Genomic DNA, 21,877 nt, shown 5'->3' with positions numbered 1-21,877 from the left:
GATCACCGCCCTCACGGCGCCCGGTGCGCACCGCCCCCTGGCGGCGGGGCGTACTGGGGCGTCTGCGACGTCTGCGGGGTGAAGTTCGCGGTGATGGGCTGGGTCGGCAGCGAGGGTGTCGGGGGTTTCGAGGGCAGCGGGGGTGTCCGGGGCGTCACCACATCGGAAGCCGACGTGCTGCGGGCGTCGGCCTCCGCCTTGGCGACCGCCTGCACGATGGCCGGATCGGACTGGGTGGAGAACCATTCGGCGACCTCGTCGCTGTCGTCTTCGGGCCTGGACAGATCGTCCTCCACCGGTGACGGCTGGTAGCGGAACACCCCGTCGTCCCCCGGCGCGCCCAGCATCTTGGTGAAACCCTGCAGTGCGGATCCGAAGTCGCTGGGCACCACCCACACCTTGTTTGCCTCGCCCTGCGCCATCTTCGGCAGCGTCTGCAGATACTGGTACGCCAGCAGTTCCGGAGTGGGCCGTCCGGCCTTGATGGCGGCGAACGTCTTCTCGATGGCCTTCGCCTGACCCTGCGCCTGCAGATACTGCGCCGCACGCTCACCCTGGGCCCGCAGGATCCGCGACTGCCGATCGGCCTCGGCGGCCAGGATCGCGGCCTGCTTGGCGCCTTCCGCCGCCAGGATCTGGGACTGCTTCTGCCCCTCGGCCTGCTTGATCGAGGACTCCCGCACACCCTCGGCGGTCAGGATCATCGCGCGCTTCTCGCGGTCGGCCTTCATCTGCTTTTCCATCGACTCCTGGATGGACGGCGGCGGGTCGATCGCCTTCAGTTCGACGCGGGCGACCCGCAGACCCCACTTGCCCGTGGCCTCGTCGAGCACACCACGCAGCTGGGCGTTGATCTGGTCGCGTGAGGTCAGCGTCTGCTCGAGCGTCATCCCACCCACGACGTTGCGCAACGTGGTGGTGGTCAGCTGCTCGACGCCGACGATGTAGTTGCTGATCGCGTAGACCGCGGCCTGCGGGTTGGTGACCTGGAAGTACACGACGGTGTCGATGTGCAGCGTCAGGTTGTCCTCGGTGATCACCGGCTGGGGCGGGAAGGACACCACCCGCTCACGCAGGTCGACGCGCGCCCGGATGCGGTCGATGAACGGCAGCAGCAGCGTCAGCTGTCCGCTGACCGTACGGCTGTAGCGGCCGAGCCGCTCGATGACCGCGGCCTCGGCCTGCGGTATCAGCGCGACCGACTTCGCCACGACGACGACCGCGAGCACCACCAAGACTGCCAGCAACACCAGCCCGGCGATCGCACCTTCCATGCCCGATCCTTCCCTCGTCCTTTGCCCCGGCCCCTGAGCTGAGCGGTCCCAGCCCTTGACCGGCTATTCGTTCTTCCAGACCACGGCGGTGGCGCCGTCGATGTGCATGACGGTCACCTGATCGCCGACCTCGTAGACGTCGTGCGCGTTGAGTGGACGAGCCGTCCACACCTCGCCCTCGAGCTTGACCTGCCCGTGGTGCTGGGTGACCTGATCGAGCACGAGCGCCGACTTACCCTCGAGCGCCTCGATGCCGCTCTCCAAGGCCTGCGCCGACTGCAGCCTCCTGCGCAGCGCGGGCCGGACACCGGCGAGCAGCAACACCGAAACCACCAGGAACACCACGCCGTCCAACCAGATCGGCCCGTCGAACAACCAGCTCGTGCCCGCGGCGGCCAGCGCGCCGCCGCTGAGCATCAGCAGGAACATGTCGCCGGTGAGCACCTCGGCCCCCGCCAGCGCCAGCGCGGCAATCAGCCAGATCAACGGCACCAGCATGAAACCAGCCTAGCGTGAACCCGACCCCGAAAGCTGCTTACAACTACACTGCGGAAATCATGTGGTGTCCCAGTGCAACACTCGCGGTGTGGGCCAATGCCTGGCTCGCAGGGTCGGCCGCGCCCGACGACGTCCTTGACGCGCTATCACTGTGGGCGCCAAGACATTCCGTGACAGCCTATGACTCCGTTGCCGCGACCCGCACCGGGCTTCCCTGGCCGGATCTGAACCACTCGGGCGCGGTGTCGCTGTTGCAGACGCTGCGGACGTCGGCGGGCCGGACGCCGGGCGGTCCGATGATCGGGGTGGCGCTGCCCGTACCGGGTGATGTACGGGGACTGCCCGCGGGGACGCAGTTCCAGCGCGACGCACTGGCCACCGGGGAGGCGCTCGTCGTCTCCGGTGAGACGACCGTCGGCCTGGTGCCGGACTTCGAATTCGATGACGCGGGACAGGACCCCGACGACGAGCCGGAACCCTCAGCCCTGGCGTGGACGGTGTATTCGATGCCCAAAGCACCCGGCGCGGGACATCTCGACCTTGGCGAGGCGGAGTACGAGTTGCGCGCGGCGGTCCGGTCGGCCGCCGACGCATTGGGTGCGCTGCGGGCAGGGGCGGCGGGTGCCGACGTCGCCGACCCTCGCGGCCTCGTCGAACAGGTGCTGGAATCCGCAGGTGCACACCGGATCCCGGCGCATGCGCCGGAGCGGGCGCTGCGAGTGCTTGAGAACGCGGCCCATATCGATGCGATCATCACCGTGAGTTCGGGGCTGATGCCGATCGGCCTGCAGTCCTCGTCGGAGGTTCAGATCGCCAGTGACGCCTTGCGCCCGCTGACCACCGTGGTGCGCTCGGCCCGGATGGCCGCCATCAGCGCGATCCTGCAGTCGGCCTGGCGGTAGGCGCCGGGCGGCAGACCTGCGAGCAGGGCACGCCGTCGACACTGAACCCAAGACCCGGCGCCGGATCGGGCCCGCTCACCCGCGCGGGCTCGCGTCCATAGCGAAGTTCATCGATGAGATCGGCCGCCAGCCGGGCGAATCGGCGGTCGGAGTTGGGTGTGCTCGCGCGGGCGAACGCGATCCCGGCGTGCTCGGCCTGCAGTCGCAGTTCGTGGTCGAGGTCCCACACCACCTCGATGTGATCGGCCACGAACCCGATCGGGCAGACGATCACCGCCCGGGTGTCGCCGGCGGCGAGGGTGGCAAGGTGGTCGCCGACATCCGGTTCGAGCCAAGGGATCTGCGGCGGGCCGGACCGTGACTGCCACACCATGTCATAGGTTTGACAGCCGGCGGCGGCCGCGACAAGCCTTGCCGCATAGTGCACCTGGCGGCTGTAGAGGTTCGGGCCATAGCGGTCGTCGGCGGCGACCGGCACCGAATGGGCGGTGAACACCAGCCTGGCCTCAGCGCGCAGGTCTGCCGGGATGACCTCCGCCGCATCGGCGATCGCGTCGGCGAACATCTCCACGAACAGCGGATGGTCGAAGTACTGGCGCAGCTTGACCAGTTCCGGCGCGCCGGATCCGGCCGCCCGTCTGGCCCGTGCGATGTCCTCGACGTACTGCATACAGCTGGAGTAGCCACCCCACGCCGAGGTGGCGAACACCGCCGCCCGGCGAATGCCGTTGTCCCGCATGGCCGACACCGAGTCCTCGACGAACGGTTCCCAGTTGCGGTTGCCGAAGTACACCGGCAGGTCGGCGCCGCGGTCGCTCAGTTCGCGCTCCAGTTGCCCGATCAGGTCGCGGTTGATGCCGTTGATCGGTGAGACGCCGCCGAAGTGCAGATAGTGTTCGGCGACGTCGTCGAGCCGTTCGGGCGGGATACCGCGACCCCTGGTCACGTTCTCCAGGAACGGACGGACCTGATCTGGACCCTCGGGGCCGCCGAAGGAGAGCAACAGGACTGCATCGAACTTCATCAGAAATCCATCAGAAATCCATCACAGCAACTGGGTGTGCGCCCCGCCGTCGGCGTACACGACGGTGCCCGTGGTGGCGGGCAGCCAGTCGGACAGCAGCGCGCACACGGTCTTGGCCACCGGCGTCGGATCCTTCATGTTCCAGCCGACCGGCGCGCGCTGGTCCCAGCCCTCCTCGAGGAGCTTCATCTGCGCACCCGCCTCGTCACCGAGCGCCCCGCCGACGATGGCGCTCATGGCCAGCGTCCGGATGGGTCCGGCGGCAACGAGATTCGAACGCACACCGACCTTGCCCGCCTCGCGCGCGACGAACCGGTTGACCGACTCCAGCGCGCTCTTGGCCACCGTCATCCAGTTGTAGGCGGGCATGGCCCGGGTCGGGTCGAAGTCCATGCCGACGATGCTGCCGCCGACATTCATGATCGGAAGCGCCGCCTTGGCCAGCGAGGCGTACGAATACGCAGAGATGTGGATGCCCTTGGCCACGTCCTCATAAGGGGCGTCGAAGAACGGGTTGATGCCCATCCCGCTCTGCGGCATGAAACCGATCGAGTGCACCACCCCGTCGAGTTTGTTGCCCTCACCGATGACTTCGGCGATCCGGCCCGCCAGCGAGTCGAGATGGTCGGAGTTCTGCACGTCGAGTTCCAGCAGCGGCGCCTTCTCGGGCAACCGGTCGGCGATCCGCTGGATCAGCTTCATCCGGTCGAAACCGGTGAGCACCAACTCGGCTCCAGCCTCCTGGGCGACCTTGGCGATGTGGAACGCGATGGACGAGTCGGTGATGATCCCCGTGACGAGGATTCGCTTGCCTTCGAGTATGCCTGCCATTGTCTTCTTTCTCCGTCGGTGTGTACTCAGTGACCCATGCCCATGCCGCCGTCGACCGGGATCACCGCACCGGCGATGTAGCTGGCATCCTCGGAGGCCAGGAAGCTGACCGCGCCGGCGACCTCCTCGGCGGTGCCGACCCGCTTGGCGGGGATGAAGTCCAGCGCCCCCGCCTGGACCCGCTCGTCCAGCGCGCGGGTCATCTCGGTGTCGATGAAGCCGGGAGCGACCACGTTGGCGGTGACGCCGGCCTTGGACAGCTCGCGGGAGATCGAGCGTGCCATGCCGATCAAGCCGGCCTTGGAGGCCGCGTAGTTGGCCTGGTTGCCGATGCCCCAGCTGCCGGAGACCGAACCAACGAAGATGATCCGGCCGAACCGCTTGCGGTACATGGACATCGATGCGCGCTGGGCCACCCGGAACGCCCCCGTGAGGTTCGCATCGATGACCTTCTCGAACCTCTCCTCGGTCATCCGCATCAGGAACGCATCCGCGGAGATGCCTGCGTTGGACACCAGCACCTCGACGGCTCCCTGGTGCTCCTCGACCGCTTTGAAGGCGCGGTCGACGGCCTCGTTGTCCGTCACGTCGCACTCGACGCCGAACAGACCCTCCGGAGCGCCGGAGCCGCGATGGGTGACGGCGACCTTGTGCCCGTCGGCGGCCAGGCGGCGCGCGATGGCCAGTCCGATGCCCCGGTTACCACCGGTCACCAGTACCGAACGGGAGACGAACGCGGGGCGACCCGCGTCGGACTCACCTGCGGTGTCGGCAGTGTTCTCGGTGACAGTCATGCCCGTCAACTTAGTAGGTGCCCCGCGTTCCTAAGAAATCGCCTTAGCAGGGGCAGGGGCCGGTACCGGCTAGTTGGGCAGTCGGCGGTTGATCAGCAGCGCCGCGAGGGCGGCGAGTGCGAGCACCAGCGAGCCGAGCCGCAGCCAGCCGACGCTGGCGTCGCCCTTGATGGTCTCGTAGCCGATCTGCTCCTGCAGGCTGGTGAACACCTCTTTGAGCTGCTCCAGACTGGACGCCGTGTAGGCGTTGCCGCCGGACAAGTCGGCGATCTTCTTGAGCATCTCGTCATCGACGGGCACCGGCTGCCGCTGCTCGTTGATCTCGACGTAGCCGTACGGCGTGCCGAACGAGACGGTCGAGATGGGCACCCCCTGGTCCTTGGCCGTGCGGGCCGCGGTGAACGCCCCCTTGGGGTTGTCCGGGTTGGATGGCACGGTCTCTTTGCCATCTGACATCAGCACGATCCGGGCGGGTGGCGGCTCATCACCTCCACCGATCACCGCTCCCACCGTGGCGATGGCCTGCAGCGCCGTGAAGATACCCTCACCGGTGGCCGTTCGGTCGGCCAGCTGGAGTTTGTCGATCGCGTTCTTGGTCGCTTCGCGGTTGGTGGTCGGAGATACCAGCACGGTGGCGGTCCCGGCGTAGGCGATCAGCCCGAGATTGATGCCGGGGGTCAGCTGGTCCGCGAACTGTTTGGCGGCCTCCTGCGCGGCGACGAGCCTGCTGGGCGCGACGTCGGTGGCGCGCATGGACTGCGACACGTCGATCACCAGCATCACCACCGCGCGGTTGCGCGGGATCCGGACGTCGTGGGTCGGCCCCGCCATCGCGATGGTCAGCAGCACCAGCGACGAAACCAGCAGGATAGCGGGCAGGTGGCGCCATCGGGTGGGCCGCTTGGGCGCGACGCTCTCCAGCAGTTCCATGTTCGCGAAGCGCAGGATGCGTCGCTGCCGGGCCAGCTGGACCACGACGTACAGGCCGACCAACCCCAGAATCGCGAACAGGAACAGGAAGAACCACGGGTGTTCGAACCCTGACAGCGTCATCGGCCCGAGCAACGGTAAAGTCATGTGCTGCTTGTCATTTCATATGTCAAGTGGTCGTCGTATGGCACTGGCTCATCGTCATCGCGCCGCCATGGCGCCACGCCTGCGACTCGCCACGAACCGGACCACGTCGGCGATCCAGTCCCGGTCGGTGCGAAGGGTCAGCAGCGGCGCGTCGCAGCGGCGCAGGGTGCGCGCCACCTCGGCACGGTGGGCGGCGGCGGCCCTCGCGAAGTCATCCCGCAGCTGCTCGTCGATGGTGAACTCGCGGGTGACACCCGATTCGGTGTCCTGCAGGACGACGTCGCCGACCGCGGGCAGCTCGATATCGCGCGGATCGAGCACCTCGATGCCGAGCACCTCGTGGCGCCCGGCGATCGCGCGGAGCGGGCGCATCCAGTTGATCGGTCCGAGGAAGTCGCTGATGATCACCGCCATGCCGCGGCGGCGCTCCGGGCGGCGCAGCGCGTCGATGGCGGTGGCCAGGTTGCCGCGCACCCCGGCCGGCGCCTTCGGAGTGGTGGCGATGGCCCGCAGCAGCTCCTGCTCGTGCATCCGGCCGGACAGCGCCGGAACGCGGCGCATGGTGTCGCCGTTGGAGATGATCGCGCCGAGCCGGTTGCCGCCGCCGCTGTTGAGGAAGGCGATCGCGGCCGCGGCGGCGACCGCGAGGTCGCGCTTCTCGCAGCCTGCGGTGCCGAAGTCGAGGCTGGCGGACATGTCGACCACCAGCCAGGTCTCCAGCTCCCGGTCGGCGATCATCTCCCGCACATGCGGCGTGGTCGTGCGGGCCGTCACCGACCAATCCATCCTGCGCACGTCGTCGCCCGGCTGATAGATCCGCGATTCGCCCGGCTCCGAACCCGGGCCGGGCATCAGGCCGAGGTGATCGCCGTGCAGCACACCGTCGAGCTTTCGCCGTACGGTCAGCTCGAGTTTGCGCAGCGCCGCCGACAGCGCGGGGTCACGGATCTCTCCGCGCTGCAGCGACGGCAGGTCGACACTCCTGCCTTTCGAGTTGGTCATGCCTTTCGGATCGGTCACAGTGGCCCAGTAGCCCGGGTCATCGACCGCCCGCCGCGGCCGCAGCGGCGGGCATCACGGGCGGCACCGAATGCCCTTGCTGCGGAATGGCGTTCACCTGCGGCAGCGCAACGGTCTGCAGGATCCGGTTGACCACAGTCTCCGAGGAGATCTCGTCGGCGAGCGCGTCGTAGGTCAGCACCAGCCGGTGGCGCAGCACATCGGGGATGACCTCCACGACGTCCTGGGGGATCACGTAGTCACGGCCGCGGACCAGGGCCAGCGCGCGCGCCGCGGCGATGATGCCCAGCGAGGCACGCGGCGAGGCGCCGTAGGCGATCCACGCCCTGGCGTCGGGCATCCCGAACTTCTCCGGCTCGCGGGTGGCGGTGACGATGCGGACCACATAGTCCACCAGCGCGTGGTGCACGAAGGTGTTGGCGGCGACGTCCTGCAGCCGCAGCAGATCCGTCGGCGTGAGGATCTGTTTGGGCTCGGGCGGCTTGACGCCCATCCGATAGATGATCTCGCGCTCTTCCTCGGGCGACGGGTAGTCGATGTTCAGCTTGAACAGGAAGCGGTCGCGCTGGGCCTCCGGGAGGGCGTACACACCCTCCTGCTCGATGGGGTTCTGGGTCGCCATGACCAGGAATGGCTGCGGCAGTGGGAAGGTCTTGCCGCCGATGGAGATCTTGCGCTCGGCCATCACCTCGAGAAGGGCGGACTGCACCTTGGCCGGTGCGCGGTTGATCTCGTCGGCGAGCAGGAAGTTCACCACCACCGGGCCGAGCTCGATGTCGAACTCCTCTTTACCCTGCCGGTAGATGCGCGTGCCGACGATGTCGGTGGGCACCAGGTCGGGGGTGAACTGGATACGGGCGAACGAGCCGCCGACCACCTTCGCGAACGTCTCCACCGCCAGCGTCTTGGCCACGCCGGGCACACCCTCGAGCAGCACGTGCCCCTTGGCGAGCAGGCCGACCAGCATGCGCTCGACCAGCCGGTCCTGGCCCACGATGATCCGCTTGACCTCGAAGATCGCACGCTCGAGCGTGTGGACCTCCGACTGCAGCCCGCCATTATTCGGAGACGGGCTCTGAGACGGGTTCGGTGACGTGTTATGAGATGCGTTCTGGGACGTGTTCGGGGATCCGCTCGGCCCCGGGGGCGCAGCGTGGGCGCCGGGCGTGTAGCCCTGGGCCGGGCTCATGCCGGAATACCCCCCGGCGGCCTGCGGCGGCCCACTCGGTGACGTCATCTACGGACCTCCCACTGCTCGTTCCCTGAATCGCTCGTCGTCAACTATTCCAGGCGGGCCGGAATCCGTCGACGTGCACCGGCGGACGCGCCGGTTTGCTCAGCGGAAACTCAGGATTCGATGATCCGTGCGGCGTAGGGCTGAAGGCCGGCGCGCCGCACCGGGCTGACCGTGACTTGGCCGGCGCTGCCCGAGGATTCGAGCATCTGCCCGCCGCCGAGGTAGATCGCGACGTGTTGGCTGCCCCCGGGGCCCCAGAACAGCAGATCGCCCCGTTTGGCCTGGGTGACCGGCACTTTGCGGCCGGTGTTGTACTGGTCGCCGGAGTACTTCGGGATCAGCACACCCACCCCGGCGTAAGAGAACTGGGTGAACCCGGAACAGTCGTAACCGACGATGTTCGCCCCCGAGCCGACGCCGGTGCTCGGTCCACCGGGTTTGCCGCCGCCCCACGAGTAGGGCACGCCGCGCTGGGAGGCGCCACGGCGGATCACGTATTCGATGGCCTGCGGACCGCGCACCAACCCCGGTGCGACGGCGGCCGACGGCGGCGGAGCGAGCCCGATGCTGGACAGGAACTTGCGTCCGAGGTCCATCGTGACCTGGGTGGCCTGCGCCGTCGCGGCCAGCGATGCGTTCGCGATCGCGAGCGGGTCACCCGGCGCACCGGCGCTGAGCAGTTTCGGCAGCGTCGGATCCCACTGCCCGTCGTCGGGCTGAGCGGCCGCGGGCGCGGCAAGACCGAGCAGCAATGCGACGAGAACCGCGACGAGAGCGGGGAAAGCTAGTGACCGACGACGCACGCACTCACCATTCGATCAATCGCGTGACGTACGGCGTCATGCCGCTCGTGCGCACCGGAGAGACCTTCACGACCGAACCGGTATACGGCGCTTCGAGCATCTGCCCGTTGCCGAGATACATCGCCACGTGCTGGCTGGCGTTGGGACCGTAGAAGATCATGTCGCCGCGGCGCATCTGCGAGGACGGGACCTTCCTGCCCGCGTTGTACTGCGAACCGGAGTAGTGGTCGAGTTTGATGCCGACGCCGGCGAACATGTAGAGCATCAGGCCGGAGCAGTCGAAGCCCCTGGTGTTGCGCCCGCCGTCGATGCCGAAGCTGGGTCCCGCGGCGTTGCCGCCGCCCCAGGAATAGGGCACGCCGCGCTGGGCCAGACCGCGCTGGATCACGTATTCGGTGGCCTGGGGCCCGTACACGCGCGGGATGGCGCCGTTGGTGAAACCGGTCGGCGTCGGCAACAGGCCGATCTTCTGCAGGAACTTCCTGCCCATGTCCGCGGTGACCTGCGCCGAGGTCGCGGTGATGCCCAGCACCGCGTTGATGATCGCGATGGGATCGCCGCTGACGAACGCGCTGGGGATCGCGGGCAGGGTGGGATCCCACAGCGGGATGTCCCAACGGCCCGGTGCGGCCTGCGCGCCGGGTGCACGATCCCAGTCCTGGCCGGGAACGGCGGCCTGGGGGACGGCGGGCCTTGCGCCCGGCGCCGCGGCTTGGGGCGCGGCCTGGACCCGGGGAACGACCGGTGCTGCCGCCGAGCGCGCCGCCTCGAGCTTGGCCTGCGCGGCCGATCGTTCTGCGGACAGCCGGTCCAGTTCGCCCTGCTGCTCGCGGAATGTCTGCTGAGCCTGGGTGAGCGCCGAGACCGCCGTGTCCTGGCTGGCCAGCGCGTCGGCCGCGGCCTGGTCGGCCTTCTGCTTGGCCAGCCGAGCCGTGGACTCCCGGTTCACCTGCTCGGTGCGTGCCCGCTGCAGGTCGGCCATGACCTGCTGGGCGCTGACGGCGAGGGCCTGCCCGGTGGCCGCGGTGTCGAGCATGTCAGCCGGATCGGTGGCCGTCAGGTACGAACCCGACGGCCCGTTGACGTAGGTGGCCGCGGCGAACGTGTCGAAGCGACGTTGCGCGGCGGCGATCGCGGCGTCGGCGTCCTTGATTCCCTGTTGGCCGGCTTCCCACTGCTGCTGGGCGACCACCGCGGCGTCCCTGGCCGCCTGCACGTCGACGATCGCCTTGTTGACGGCTTCCTGTTGGGTCTGGATCGCGGCGCCGAGGTCCTGCAGCTGCTGGTTCGCATTTGCCACAGCGGCGACAAGTGAGGCGACACCGCCGGGATTGACCGGCTCGGCCGCGGCGGGCAGCGGACCGGACAGCGTTGCGGTGACCAAAATCCCTACGGTGAGCGGAACCGCACAGACTCGGCCGGAGGGCCGGTAGGCAGAGGCGCGAGCGGTGCGTCTCATTGGATTCAAGTCTCCTATGGCTCAACGCGAACGTGCCGACTACGGAGGGGCGCTCGTTGCACAGAAGTCACATGAAGCACTACTGCAACAATAAGTACCGAATGAACCGTACGTCACATCTGACGCTAAAGAAACTTCAGTCACAAATTACAGAATTGTAATTTGTCGGCTGTAACCGAAAAGTGATGTTCTGAATTTGCCGAATTGGCTAATGCCCGGGTTGCGTCGAGGCCGATCGGCGCGCCTGTACCTGCACAAACCGGGTTGCGGCGACGGCCCCCACGACCAGCACCACCAGCAGGATCGTGAACGCCGTCCACGGGAAATGGGATGTGGACAGCTCACCCACGAAATTCTTCGACGACTGGACCGGGTCGCCCGTCTTGGCCAGGTCCTGGCCCGCCTCCAGCGTCACGCGGTCGAATGCCGGGCTGTAGGTGCCCGCGAAGGACGGGCTGATCGCGAGGACCGTCGACCCCGGGTACGCCTGGCCCACCTCGGCGGCGATATCGCGCAACGGTGTGTCGATGGGCGGGTTGGTGCCGATCACGACGATCTTGAGGTCGATGCCTTCGTTGCGGGCATCGGCGACCACCTGACGCAACGCGGCCTCGTCCGCGCCGGGCGCGCTCACGCCGTCCTCGGCGACGTCCGCCTTGACCTGGTTGATGTCGACATCGGGCGGGATGTAGCCCGGCAGGAACGGGAGGACGTGCGGACCGGTCACAGGGGCACGGTACGCGATGTCCCGGCGGGCAGGAGCGAAGCGACACGGGGAGAGGTCCCGTCGATGCGACGCGAAAATCCCCGATTGGGGTGGCAGCGGGCGCAACCTGGCGGAAGGATGGTCCTCGGATGTCCGGGTATCAGGATTTAATGCAGGACAAGCGTACTGTTAAGATAGTGGCCGCCGCGACACAGCCCGTCACGGCGCAACCTAGCCGGGAGTTGATGTGAGCAGCAAGGATTCGTTCGGAGCCCATAGCACCCTGACCGTCGGGGACAAGAGTTACGAGATCTACCGCCTCGGTGCGGTCCCCGGCGCAGAGAAACTTCCCTACAGCCTCAAGGTGCTTGCCGAGAATCTGCTGCGCACCGAGGACGGCGCCAACATCACCAAGGACCACATCGAGGCGATCGCCAACTGGGATCCCTCGGCCGACCCGAGCATCGAAATCCAGTTCACCCCCGCCCGCGTGATCATGCAGGACTTCACCGGCGTGCCCTGCGTCGTCGACCTGGCCACCATGCGCGAGGCGGTCTCCGCCCTCGGCGGTGACCCGGAGAAGGTCAACCCGCTGGCTCCCGCCGAACTCGTCATCGACCACTCGGTGATCCTCGACGTGTTCGGCAACGCCGACGCCTTCGAGCGCAATGTCGAGCTGGAATACGAACGCAATGGCGAGCGCTACCAGTTCCTGCGCTGGGGTCAGGGCGCCTTCGACGACTTCAAGGTCGTCCCACCGGGCACCGGCATCGTGCACCAGGTCAACATCGAGTACCTGGCCCGAGTGGTCTTCGAGCGCGACGGGGTGGCCTACCCCGACACCTGCGTGGGCACCGACAGCCACACCACCATGGTCAACGGGCTGGGCGTGCTCGGCTGGGGGGTGGGCGGCATCGAGGCCGAGGCGGCCATGCTGGGCCAACCGGTGTCGATGCTCATCCCCCGGGTCGTCGGTTTCAAGCTCACCGGCGAGATCAACCCGGGCGTGACCGCTACCGACGTGGTGCTCACCGTCACCGACATGCTGCGCAAACACGGCGTCGTCGGCAAGTTCGTGGAGTTCTACGGCAAGGGTGTGGCCGAGGTGCCGCTGGCCAACCGCGCCACCCTCGGCAATATGAGCCCCGAATTCGGTTCCACCGCAGCGATGTTCCCCATCGACGAGGAAACCATCAACTACCTCAAGCTGACGGGCCGCTCCGAGGAACAACTCGCACTGGTCGAGGCGTACGCCAAGGAACAGGGCATGTGGCACAATCCCGACCACGAGCCCGCATTCTCCGAGTACCTGGAGCTCGACCTGTCCACCGTGGTGCCCTCCATCGCGGGCCCCAAGCGCCCCCAGGACCGGATCCTGTTGTCGGAGTCCAAGATTGCGTTCCGCAAAGACATCCACAACTACGTCGAGGAGAACCTGCCGACCCCGGAGACCAAGCTCGACGAGGCACTGGAGGAGTCCTTCCCGGCCAGCGATGTAGCCACACTGTCCTTCGCCGACGATGGTGCAGTCGATGCCACTCCTTCGGCCGCCAACGGTGCCGACGGTCGCCCGACCAAGCCGATCAAGGTCAGCTCCGAGGAGCGCGGCGAGTTCGTCCTCGACCACGGCGCCGTCGTCGTCGCGGGAATCACGTCGTGCACCAACACGTCCAACCCCTCGGTGATGCTGGGCGCCGCCCTGCTGGCCAAGAAGGCCGTCGAGAAGGGCCTGACGTCCAAGCCGTGGGTCAAGACCAACATGGCGCCCGGCTCTCAGGTGGTCACCGATTACTACAACAAGGCAGGCGTCTGGCCGTACCTGGAGAAGCTGGGCTTCTATCTGGGCGGCTACGGCTGCACCACCTGCATCGGCAACACCGGCCCGCTGCCCGACGAGATCTCCAAGGCCATCAACGACAACGACCTCTCGGTCACCGCGGTGCTCTCGGGCAACCGCAACTTCGAGGGCCGCATCTCCCCCGACGTGAAGATGAACTACCTGGCGTCCCCGCCGCTGGTGATCGCCTACGCGATCGCGGGCACCATGGACTTCGACTTCGAGGTCGATCCGCTCGGCACCGACCAGGCCGGCAACGACGTCTTCCTCAAGGACATCTGGCCCACGCCCGCCGAGATCGAGGAGACCATCGCGTCGTCGATCAACCGGGAGATGTTCACCGATTCGTACGCCGACGTGTTCAAGGGCGACGAACGCTGGCGGTCATTGCCCACCCCGGAGGGCAACACCTTCGAATGGGACGAGGCGTCCACCTACGTGCGCAAGGCGCCGTACTTCGACGGCATGCCCGCCGAACCGGAGCCTGTCACCGACATCAAGGGCGCCAGAGTGCTGGCCCTGCTCGGCGATTCGGTGACCACAGACCACATCAGCCCTGCGGGCGCGATCAAGCCGGGCACCCCGGCCGCCCAGTACCTGGAGGCCAACGGCGTGGCGCGCAAGGACTTCAACTCGCTGGGGTCGCGCCGCGGCAACCACGAGGTGATGATCCGCGGAACGTTCGCCAACATCCGGCTCAGTAACCAAGTGCTCGCCGGGTTGGGCGAGGTCGTCTCCGGCGGCTACACCCGCGACTTCACCCAGGAGGGCGGCCCGCAGGCGTTCATCTACGACGCCTCGATGAACTACCAGAAGGCGGGCATCCCGCTGGTGGTCCTCGGTGGCAAGGAGTACGGCTCCGGCAGCTCGCGCGACTGGGCCGCCAAGGGCACCACGCTGCTGGGCGTGCGCGCGGTGATCACCGAGTCGTTCGAGCGCATCCACCGGTCCAACCTGATCGGTATGGGCGTCATCCCGCTGCAGTTCCCCGCGGGTGAGTCGGCGGCGTCGCTGAAACTGGACGGCACCGAGACCTACGACATCGCCGGCATCGAGGAGCTCAACAGCGGCAAGACGCCCAGCACGGTGCATGTGACGGCCACCAAGGAAGAAGGTTCGACGGTGGAGTTCGACGCGGTGGTGCGCATCGACACGCCCGGTGAGGCCGACTACTACCGCAACGGCGGCATCCTGCAGTACGTGCTGCGAAACATGCTGAAGTCGAAGTAGTTTGCCCCGGGTTACCGATGACCATCTGGCGGCGCGCCGCCGCCAGATCCTGGATGGAGCCAGGCGCTGCTTCGCAGAGTTCGGCTACGACAAGGCGACCGTGCGGCGGCTCGAACATACGATCGGGCTGTCGCGCGGCGCCATCTTCCACCACTTCAAGGACAAGGACACCCTGTTCTTCGAGTTGGCGCGCGAAGACGCCGAGCGGATGGCCGACGTCGCGTCCCGCGAAGGTCTGATCCAGGTGATGCGTGACATGCTCGCCGCCCCGGACCAGTTCGACTGGCTGGCCACGCGGTTGGAGATTGCCCGCAAGCTGCGTAACGATCCGGTGTTTCACCGCGGCTGGTCGGAGCGATCGGCCGAACTGTCGGCGGCGACCACCGAACGATTGCGGCGCCAGAAGGAGGCGGGGCGCCTGCGCGACGACGTCGTCCCCGAGGTGCTGCAGACCTACCTGGATTTGGTGCTCGACGGTCTGGTGGCGCGCCTGGCCTCCGGTGACAAGCCCGAAAAGCTGAGCGCAGTACTGGATCTCGTCGAGGATTCAGTCCGCCAGCGCTGAGCGCCGTTCGGGTGGATCAGCTACTGCGGGCCCGGTGATTCGGGCCGCCGCGGCTGCGCATCGTCGTGCCCGACTCGCGCAGCATGCTGTGGATCGAACCGTACGATCGCCCGGTGGACGCCACCAGGGACCGGATACTCTCCCCCCGCTCGTAGGCGCTGCGCAGTTCGATCAGCAACTGATCCCGGGCCTTGCTGGTGTTCTTCATCGACATCTCCCGCTTCGGATGCCACGACGCATACCCAGGGTAGGAAGCGTCTACACCACAACGGGCGGAATCGGTCAATGCCATCGGACCACGGCGCAGGCCGATTCAAACGATTCAGTGCTCGGGCCGATTCAAACGCTCAGGCCAGCTCGATCAGGTCGCGGTAATCCTGCGACCAGAAGTCCTCGGTACCGTCCGGCAGCAGCACCACCCGCTGCGGATCGAGCGCCTCCGCCGCACCGGGGTCGTGCGTCACCAGCACCACCGCGCCCACATAACTGCGCAGCGCGTCGAGCACCTGCTCGCGTGACGCGGGGTCGAGGTTGTTGGTCGGCTCGTCGAGCAACAACACATTCGCCGTCGAGGCGACGAGGCCGGCCAGTGCCAGCCTGGTCTTCTCACCTCCGGACAGCGTGCCCGCGGGTTGGTCCAGTTGTGCGCCGCTGAACATGAACGCCCCCAACAGACCCCGCAAATCCTGTTCACCAGTGTCGGGTGCCGCGTGCCGGATGTTCTCCCATACCGTCGCCGAGTCGTCGAGCGTGTCGTGCTCCTGCGCGAAGTAGCCGAGCTTGAGTCCGTGACCGGGTTGCAGCTCGCCGGCGTCGGGCGCCTCGGCGCCGGCCAGCAATCTCAGCAGCGTCGTCTTACCCGCGCCGTTGAGCCCGAGCACCACCACCCGCGAGCCGCGGTCGATCGCCAGGTCGACCCCGGTGAATACCTCCAGCGAACCGTAGGTCTTGGTCAAACCCTTGACCACCAACGGGGTCCGCCCGCACGGCGCAGGCGTCGGGAATTTGATCCTGGCCACCTTGTCGGCGACGCGCTCATCGTCGAGCGCGGCCATCATGCGGTCGGCTCGCCGCAACATGTTCTGCGCGGCAACGGCTTTCGTAGCCTTGGCACCCATCTTCGCGGCCTGGGTGCGCAATGCGGACGCCTTGCGCTCGGCGTTGGCGCGCTCGCGGCGCCTGCGCTGCTCGTCGGTGGCGCGGGCGTCCAGGTACTTCTGCCAGCCCATGTTGTACACGTCGGCCTCGCCGCGCACGGCGTCGAGGAACCACACCCGGTTGACGACCTCGGCGAGCAGTTCGACATTGTGGCTGATGACGACGAGCCCCCCGGTGTGGTTCTTGAGGAAGTCCCGCAGCCAGCCGACCGAATCGGCGTCGAGGTGGTTGGTCGGCTCGTCGAGCAATAGCGTGGTGGACGAATGGGCACCCGCGGCGCCGCCCTCCGCTGCCGCGAACAAGATGCGGGCCAGCTCCACCCGTCTGCGCTGGCCGCCCGACAGTGTGCGCAGCGGCTGCGTCAGCACCCGGTCGGGCAGGCCAAGGCTCGAACAGATCCGGCCCGCGTCGCTTTCGGCCGCATATCCCCCGAGTGCGGCGAAGCGCTCCTCGAGCTGACCGTACCGGCGCACGGCGCGGTCCCGGGTGGCATCGTCGGCGACCTCGGCCATCAGCGCCTGCTGCTTCTCCAGGTCGGCGAGCAGCACGTCCAGGCCGCGCGCCGACAGCACCCGATCGCGTGCCAGGACGTCGAGGTTGCCCTCCCGCGGATCCTGCGGCAGGTAACCGATCTCACCGCTGCGCGTCACGGTTCCGGCGTAGGGCTCGCCCTCCCCTGCCAGTATCCGCATGGTGGTGGTCTTGCCTGCGCCGTTGCGGCCGACGAGCCCGATCCGGTCACCCGGCTGCACCCGCAGCCCCGAACCCTCGACGGAGAGCAGTGTGCGGGCGCCTGCGCGGACCTCTAGGTCCGTTGCGGTGATCACGCTGGCGCTCCTGATGAATACGGGGATGGCGGCTCCCACGCCCGGGCCGGCTCGGGCCTTCAACAGGCTATGCCCGCGGCCGGCCGGATGCCAATCGCATCAGCCGCGGGCCCTGTCCCCGGATCCCCCACACGCGCATCCAAACAAAGGTTTGCCTAAGATCTGCGAACGCGGCAACGACCAGTGGGAGAGACATCCGCGAGGTGCGGTCACCTCGGTTGTCGGCGCGGTCGGCGGGCGGACAGCCGCGGGGTCCGGAGTTCCGCGTCGCACAATCGGTTACTCACCGACACGTGAGCCCACTGCGCCGCTGGACTTCTACGTGTCCCAAGATCAGTCGAGCCAGCGCACCGGGGGCACGCCGTCAGGCGTTGTCGGCGTCGCCCTGTGCGGCGATCGCCGCGTCGATGTCGAACGCCTTGACCTTTTGCACCAGGTCCTCCAGGGCGCTCGGGGGCAGCGCACCCGCCTGGTTGAAGACCAGCTTGCCCTTCTTGAAGGCCATCAGAGTCGGGATGGAGCGGATGTCCGCCGCGGCCGCCAGCTGTTGCTCAGCCTCGGTGTCCACCTTGGCGTGCACGACGTCGGGGTGCTTGTCGGACGATGCGGCGAACGTCGGCGCAAATGCGCGACACGGCCCGCACCACGACGCCCAGAAATCCACCAGCACGATGTCGTTGTCGTTGATGGTGTCGTTGAACTGGTCTGCGGTTATGTCTTGCGTTGCCACGCTTCTCCTAACGCCGCGAACTGCGGTTGTGTTCCCTGGGGCCCGTCGCGGACCTCAGCGAAAATCCCTGAACGCGTCCAGCAGCCGCCTGCGAAATGCGGGGTCGAACTCATCGTCGCGGATCGTGCCGACAGTGCGCACCGTTTCACGGAACTGCTGCAGATAGCTTTCGCAGCCGTCGCACTTGAGCAGGTGCATGTCGAATCGCGCACGCGTGTCCAGGTCGAGCGAGCCGTCCAGATAGGCGGTCACCAACTCGACGAGTTCGATGCAGTCCATTTCTCTCACGTCTTCTCTCATGAGGCATCCCTCAGGTAGTCCTCCAACACCTGGCGGATCGCGGCCCTGCCCCGGTGCAGCAGTACCCGCTGGTTGGCCGCGCTGATGCCGAGCAACTCACACACCTCGCCCGAGTCGAATCCGAGCATGTCACGCATCGTCACCACCACGCGCTGCCGCTCGGGCAACCTCTCCAGTTCGCGGCGCGCGACCTCGGTGAGTTCGTTGCCCAGCAACGACCCCTCGGGCGTCTCGGGGAAGGGCGACGGCAGCTCGTCGGGCCGCCAATGGCCCGGATAGGGATCATCCGCGGTACGGAACCGGGCGGGGTCGACGGTGCCGCCGGTGAATGCGACGATCGCCGCATCGGTGTCTCGACGCTCCCGCAGACCGCGCGCCTTGGCGATGTTGATCATCACGGTGAACAACCACGTCCTCAGCGACGACCGGCCCTCGAACTTGTCGATGCCCTTCACAAGGGCGATCCACGTCTCCTGCACCACCTCTTCGGCGATCTGGTGGCTCGGCACATATCCCCGCGCCACCCGGAGCAGCGATGGGGTGTGCCGATCCACCAGCCCGGCGAAAGCCTCCTCATCACCGATGCGCAGGGCGGCGATCAGGTCCGATTCATCGACGGTCTCCGTCATCGGACCCGATGCTATCCCGTCAGCGGTACTCAGGATTGGTGAAGTCATAACGGCATCCGGCGTCCCAGCCCGAGCGGATATTGCCGTGGGCGGGCACACCACCCGCCGCCTTGAGCATGCGGGCGAGGTGCATGAGGTTCCAGGTCATGAATGTCGTGTTGCGGTTCGTGAAGTCGTTCTCGGGACCACCCGAACCAGGGTCCAGGTAAGACGGCCCAGGGCCGGCTTCGCCGATCCAGCCCGCGTCGGCCTGCGGCGGAATCGTGTAGCCGATGTGCTGCAGGGTGTACAGCACATTCTGCGCGCAATGCTTGACGCCGTCCTCGTTGCCGGTGATGAGGCATCCGCCTACGCGCCCATAGTAGAGGTACTGGCCGGCCTCGTTGAGGAGATGAGACCCACCGTACAGTCGCTCGTGGACCTTCTTCATCACCGAACTGTTGTCGCCCAACCAGATCGGTCCGGCCAGCACCAGGATGTCCGACGCCAGCACCGTCTCGAAGATCTGCGGCCAGTCGTCGGTGGCCCAGCCGTGCTCGCGCATGTCCGGCCAGACGCCGGTGGCGATGTCGTGGTCGACGGCGCGCACCACGTCAACCGCGATACCGTGTTTTCTCATGATCGACGAACTGATGTCGATCAGCCCCTGGGTGTGGCTGCGCTCGGGTGAGCGCTTGAGAGTGCAGTTGATGAACAACGCCCGCATTCCGCTGAAATCAAGGTCCGTCATGGTCCTTTGGTGCCCCCAAGGGCGTCGAACGTTACATCCAGCGGAATGTCCCGGAATGTCCCGGAATGTCCCGGAATGTCCCGGAATGTCTACGCCTGATCGGGTCGGCTAAACGGTGAAGCCCAGTGCCCGCAACTGTTCCCGGCCGTCCTCGGTGATCTTGTCCGGGCCCCATGGCGGGTTCCACACCCAGTTGATCTTGATGTCGGTGACGAGGCCGGCGCCCACCAGCGCGGTGCGAGACTGATCCTCGATCACGTCGGTCAGCGGGCAGGCCGCCGACGTCAGCGTCATGTCGATCAGCGCCACCGGTCCGGACTCCCCTGCCTCCACGTCGAGCCCGTATACCAGGCCGAGGTCGACGACGTTGATGCCCAACTCCGGGTCGACCACGTCATGCATCGCCTCTTCGACGTCAGCGAGCAGTTCGTCATTGGGCACGGCGGTGTCACTCATCTGGTGTTCTCCTCACTGGCCGGAGCCGATGACCCCGATGCGCCGGCCTGCGCCAGCGCGGCTTTGAACGCGGTCCATCCCAGCAACGCACATTTCACGCGCGCTGGATACTTGGCGACACCGGCGAAGGCGATCCCGTCGCCGATGACATCCTCGTCCCCGTCGATGGTGCCGCGCGACGACACCATCTCGGTGAACGCCGCGACCGTCTTGAGCGCATCGCCCACCGTCTGCCCGATCACCTGATCGGACAGCACCGAGGTCGACGCCTGGCTGATCGAGCAGCCCTGACCGTCATAGGACACGTCGGCCACCTGCTCACCGTCATCGCTGAGCGACACTCGCAGGGTCACCTCGTCCCCACAGGTCGGGTTGACGTGGTGCACCTCTGCGGCGAACGGCTCGCGCAGCCCACGATGATGCGGGCGCTTGTAGTGGTCCAGGATCACCTCCTGGTACATCTGCTCCAGCCGCACGCTCACGCCCCGTCTATTCCCCGAGTCGCTTCGCCCGCCGTACCGAAGAAGTCGACGGCCCGCTTCACCCCGGCCACCAGCCGGTCGACCTCGTCGAGCGTGTTGTACAGCGCGAACGACGCACGCGCCGTGGCGGCGATGCCGAACCGCCGGTGCAGTGGCCACGCGCAGTGGTGGCCCACGCGCACTGCCACGCCGTCATCGTCGAGCACCTGACCGACGTCGTGGGCGTGAATGTGGTCCAGGACGAACGACACCGGCGAACCCCGGTCGGCCATCGAGGTGGGGCCGATGATCCGAACACCGTCGATCGCGGACAATCCCTCCAGCGCCGCCGCAACCAGCTGGGCCTCGTGGGCTTCGACCTCGGTCATCCCGACAGCGGTGAGATACCGTGCGGCGGCGGCCAATCCGACCACCTGGGAGGTCATCGGCGTCCCGGCCTCGAACCGCTGCGGGGCCGGCGCGTACGTCGCGCCTTCCATCGTCACCGTCTCGATCATGGAGCCGCCGGTGATGAACGGCGGCATCTCGGCCAGCCGATCACGCCGTCCGTAGAGCACACCGACACCGTTGGGGCCCAGCATCTTGTGCCCGGAGAACGCCGCGAAGTCCACCCCGAGCGCGTGGAAGTCGACCGGCTGGTGCGGTACCGATTGGCAGGCGTCCAGCACCGTGAGCGCGCCGACCGCCGCCGCCCTCGAAACCAGCTCGGCGACCGGTGCGACTGCCCCGGTGACATTCGAATGATGGGTGAAGGCAACGACTTTCACCCGCTCGTCGAGTTCGAGCGAATCCGGGTCGATGCGGCCCGCGTCGGGCCCGTCGGCAATCACGCCATACCAGCGCAGCGTGGCGCCGGTGCGCCGGGCCAGCTCCTGCCACGGGATCAGGTTCGCGTGGTGCTCGGACTCCGTGGTGACGATCACGTCCCCGGGACCGACGGCCCGGTCGAAGCGATCGTCACCGAGGACGTGGGCCACCAGGTTGATCGCCTCGGTGGCGTTCTTGGTGAACACCAACTCGTCGGCATCGGCGCCGACGAAGGCCGCGATGTCGGCGCGGCCCTGTTCGTAGGCGTCGGTGGCCTCCTCCATCAACTGATGCGCGCCGCGGTGCACGGCGCCGTTGGAGGTGAGCAGGAAGTCACGCTCGGCGTCGAGAACCTGGAGCGGCCGCTGCGATGTCGCACCGGAATCCAGGTACGCCAAACGGTTTCCGCCGCGCATGATGCGCGCCAGGATCGGAAAATCGGCCCTGATGGTGTCGACGTCGATGCCGGACCGGCTGACCGAGATCGTCATGGATTGCTCC

At 67.3% G+C, this 21,877-nt stretch carries 23 protein-coding genes; 3 read left to right on the top strand and 20 right to left on the bottom strand.

Annotation, left to right across the window (positions count from 1 at the left end; all coding sequences use genetic code 11):
- Positions 1 to 11: 11 nt before the first annotated feature.
- Both ADBZ6K_RS01445 and ADBZ6K_RS01440 read right to left on the bottom strand, forming a co-directional pair.
- On the bottom strand, positions 12 to 1,274 hold the full coding sequence (locus tag ADBZ6K_RS01445; RefSeq protein ID WP_526344036.1) for an SPFH domain-containing protein: 1,263 nt from the start codon (positions 1,272 to 1,274) through the stop codon (positions 12 to 14).
- 63 nt (positions 1,275 to 1,337) lie between these two features.
- Entirely contained in the window at positions 1,338 to 1,772 is a 435-nt protein-coding gene (locus tag ADBZ6K_RS01440) for an NfeD family protein (protein WP_526344035.1), read from the bottom strand.
- A 59-nt stretch (positions 1,773 to 1,831) separates the two neighbouring features.
- Here ADBZ6K_RS01440 and ADBZ6K_RS01435 point away from each other — a divergent pair, with 59 nt between their 5' ends.
- Positions 1,832 to 2,674, top strand: coding sequence for an Rv1486c family protein (locus ADBZ6K_RS01435; RefSeq protein ID WP_526344034.1), 843 nt, complete (start codon positions 1,832 to 1,834; stop codon positions 2,672 to 2,674).
- Here the strand turns inward: ADBZ6K_RS01435 and ADBZ6K_RS01430 are convergent.
- The 9 genes from ADBZ6K_RS01430 to ADBZ6K_RS01390 all read right to left on the bottom strand — a co-directional run bounded on the left by ADBZ6K_RS01430 (position 2,643) and on the right by ADBZ6K_RS01390 (position 11,646).
- The gene (locus tag ADBZ6K_RS01430) at positions 2,643 to 3,698 is read right to left on the bottom strand and encodes a ferrochelatase (protein WP_526344033.1); all 1,056 of its coding nucleotides are present in this window, start codon (positions 3,696 to 3,698) and stop codon (positions 2,643 to 2,645) included. The two genes, ADBZ6K_RS01435 and ADBZ6K_RS01430, sit on opposite strands and share 32 nt — an antisense overlap.
- A 21-nt stretch (positions 3,699 to 3,719) precedes the next feature.
- Positions 3,720 to 4,529: an NADH-dependent enoyl-ACP reductase InhA gene (gene inhA, locus ADBZ6K_RS01425; RefSeq protein ID WP_526344032.1), complete on the bottom strand. Its 810-nt coding sequence runs from the start codon at positions 4,527 to 4,529 to the stop codon at positions 3,720 to 3,722.
- Between the two features lie 26 nt (positions 4,530 to 4,555).
- Positions 4,556 to 5,323: a 3-oxoacyl-ACP reductase FabG1 gene (fabG1, locus tag ADBZ6K_RS01420; RefSeq protein WP_526344031.1), complete on the bottom strand. Its 768-nt coding sequence runs from the start codon at positions 5,321 to 5,323 to the stop codon at positions 4,556 to 4,558.
- A gap of 69 nt (positions 5,324 to 5,392) precedes the next feature.
- Positions 5,393 to 6,400, bottom strand: coding sequence for a vWA domain-containing protein (locus ADBZ6K_RS01415; RefSeq protein WP_526344030.1), 1,008 nt, complete (start codon positions 6,398 to 6,400; stop codon positions 5,393 to 5,395).
- Between the two features lie 54 nt (positions 6,401 to 6,454).
- Positions 6,455 to 7,402: a DUF58 domain-containing protein gene (locus tag ADBZ6K_RS01410; protein WP_526344029.1), complete on the bottom strand. Its 948-nt coding sequence runs from the start codon at positions 7,400 to 7,402 to the stop codon at positions 6,455 to 6,457.
- A 37-nt stretch (positions 7,403 to 7,439) separates the two neighbouring features.
- Complete coding sequence (gene moxR1, locus ADBZ6K_RS01405) at positions 7,440 to 8,657, bottom strand: chaperone MoxR1 (RefSeq protein WP_526344028.1); 1,218 nt, start codon at positions 8,655 to 8,657, stop codon at positions 7,440 to 7,442.
- A 110-nt stretch (positions 8,658 to 8,767) separates the two neighbouring features.
- Positions 8,768 to 9,460 carry an NlpC/P60 family peptidoglycan endopeptidase RipB gene (gene ripB, locus ADBZ6K_RS01400; RefSeq protein ID WP_526344027.1) on the bottom strand — a complete coding sequence of 231 codons (693 nt, stop codon included), beginning with the start codon at positions 9,458 to 9,460 and terminating at the stop codon, positions 8,768 to 8,770.
- A 4-nt stretch (positions 9,461 to 9,464) separates the two neighbouring features.
- Positions 9,465 to 10,919 (bottom strand): NlpC/P60 family peptidoglycan endopeptidase RipA, encoded by a 1,455-nt coding sequence (gene ripA / locus ADBZ6K_RS01395; protein WP_526344026.1) that lies wholly within the window; start codon positions 10,917 to 10,919, stop codon positions 9,465 to 9,467.
- Positions 10,920 to 11,127: 208 nt separating this feature from the next.
- Positions 11,128 to 11,646, bottom strand: a complete 519-nt coding sequence (locus ADBZ6K_RS01390; RefSeq protein ID WP_526344025.1) for an Rv1476 family membrane protein — start codon at positions 11,644 to 11,646, stop codon at positions 11,128 to 11,130.
- Between the two features lie 226 nt (positions 11,647 to 11,872).
- On the opposite strand from ADBZ6K_RS01390, the gene acnA reads away from it, so the two are divergent.
- Positions 11,873 to 14,692: an aconitate hydratase AcnA gene (gene acnA / locus ADBZ6K_RS01385; RefSeq protein WP_526344024.1), complete on the top strand. Its 2,820-nt coding sequence runs from the start codon at positions 11,873 to 11,875 to the stop codon at positions 14,690 to 14,692.
- 1 nt (position 14,693) lies between these two features.
- Positions 14,694 to 15,257 carry a TetR/AcrR family transcriptional regulator gene (locus ADBZ6K_RS01380; protein ID WP_526344023.1) on the top strand — a complete coding sequence of 188 codons (564 nt, stop codon included), beginning with the start codon at positions 14,694 to 14,696 and terminating at the stop codon, positions 15,255 to 15,257.
- Positions 15,258 to 15,273: 16 nt separating this feature from the next.
- On the opposite strand, the gene ADBZ6K_RS01375 is transcribed toward ADBZ6K_RS01380, so the two are convergent.
- The 9 genes from ADBZ6K_RS01375 to ADBZ6K_RS01335 all read right to left on the bottom strand — a co-directional run bounded on the left by ADBZ6K_RS01375 (position 15,274) and on the right by ADBZ6K_RS01335 (position 21,867).
- Entirely contained in the window at positions 15,274 to 15,465 is a 192-nt protein-coding gene (locus ADBZ6K_RS01375; protein WP_526344022.1) for a helix-turn-helix domain-containing protein, read from the bottom strand.
- Between the two features lie 139 nt (positions 15,466 to 15,604).
- Positions 15,605 to 17,242 (bottom strand): ABC-F family ATP-binding cassette domain-containing protein, encoded by a 1,638-nt coding sequence (locus ADBZ6K_RS01370; protein WP_526344021.1) that lies wholly within the window; start codon positions 17,240 to 17,242, stop codon positions 15,605 to 15,607.
- A gap of 364 nt (positions 17,243 to 17,606) precedes the next feature.
- On the bottom strand, positions 17,607 to 17,972 hold the full coding sequence (gene trxA, locus ADBZ6K_RS01365) for a thioredoxin (protein WP_526344020.1): 366 nt from the start codon (positions 17,970 to 17,972) through the stop codon (positions 17,607 to 17,609).
- A 54-nt stretch (positions 17,973 to 18,026) separates the two neighbouring features.
- Positions 18,027 to 18,272 carry an anti-sigma factor family protein gene (locus ADBZ6K_RS01360; protein WP_526344019.1) on the bottom strand — a complete coding sequence of 82 codons (246 nt, stop codon included), beginning with the start codon at positions 18,270 to 18,272 and terminating at the stop codon, positions 18,027 to 18,029.
- Positions 18,269 to 18,901: an RNA polymerase sigma factor gene (locus tag ADBZ6K_RS01355; protein WP_526344018.1), complete on the bottom strand. Its 633-nt coding sequence runs from the start codon at positions 18,899 to 18,901 to the stop codon at positions 18,269 to 18,271. Before ADBZ6K_RS01355 ends, ADBZ6K_RS01360 begins: the two co-directional genes overlap by 4 nt.
- A gap of 19 nt (positions 18,902 to 18,920) precedes the next feature.
- Positions 18,921 to 19,631 carry a flavodoxin family protein gene (locus ADBZ6K_RS01350; protein WP_526344017.1) on the bottom strand — a complete coding sequence of 237 codons (711 nt, stop codon included), beginning with the start codon at positions 19,629 to 19,631 and terminating at the stop codon, positions 18,921 to 18,923.
- 108 nt (positions 19,632 to 19,739) lie between these two features.
- Complete coding sequence (locus ADBZ6K_RS01345; RefSeq protein ID WP_526344016.1) at positions 19,740 to 20,087, bottom strand: metal-sulfur cluster assembly factor; 348 nt, start codon at positions 20,085 to 20,087, stop codon at positions 19,740 to 19,742.
- On the bottom strand, positions 20,084 to 20,569 hold the full coding sequence (gene sufU / locus ADBZ6K_RS01340; RefSeq protein ID WP_526344015.1) for a Fe-S cluster assembly sulfur transfer protein SufU: 486 nt from the start codon (positions 20,567 to 20,569) through the stop codon (positions 20,084 to 20,086). Before sufU ends, ADBZ6K_RS01345 begins: the two co-directional genes overlap by 4 nt.
- Positions 20,566 to 21,867, bottom strand: a complete 1,302-nt coding sequence (locus ADBZ6K_RS01335; protein WP_526344014.1) for a cysteine desulfurase — start codon at positions 21,865 to 21,867, stop codon at positions 20,566 to 20,568. Before ADBZ6K_RS01335 ends, sufU begins: the two co-directional genes overlap by 4 nt.
- Positions 21,868 to 21,877: the final 10 nt, after the last annotated feature.

The organism is Mycobacterium sp. (assembly GCF_044223235.1).
Lineage (GTDB): Bacteria > Actinomycetota > Actinomycetes > Mycobacteriales > Mycobacteriaceae > Mycobacterium.
Note: the sequence above shows the minus strand (reverse complement) of the source record. Positions and strands in the feature narration are given on the sequence as shown.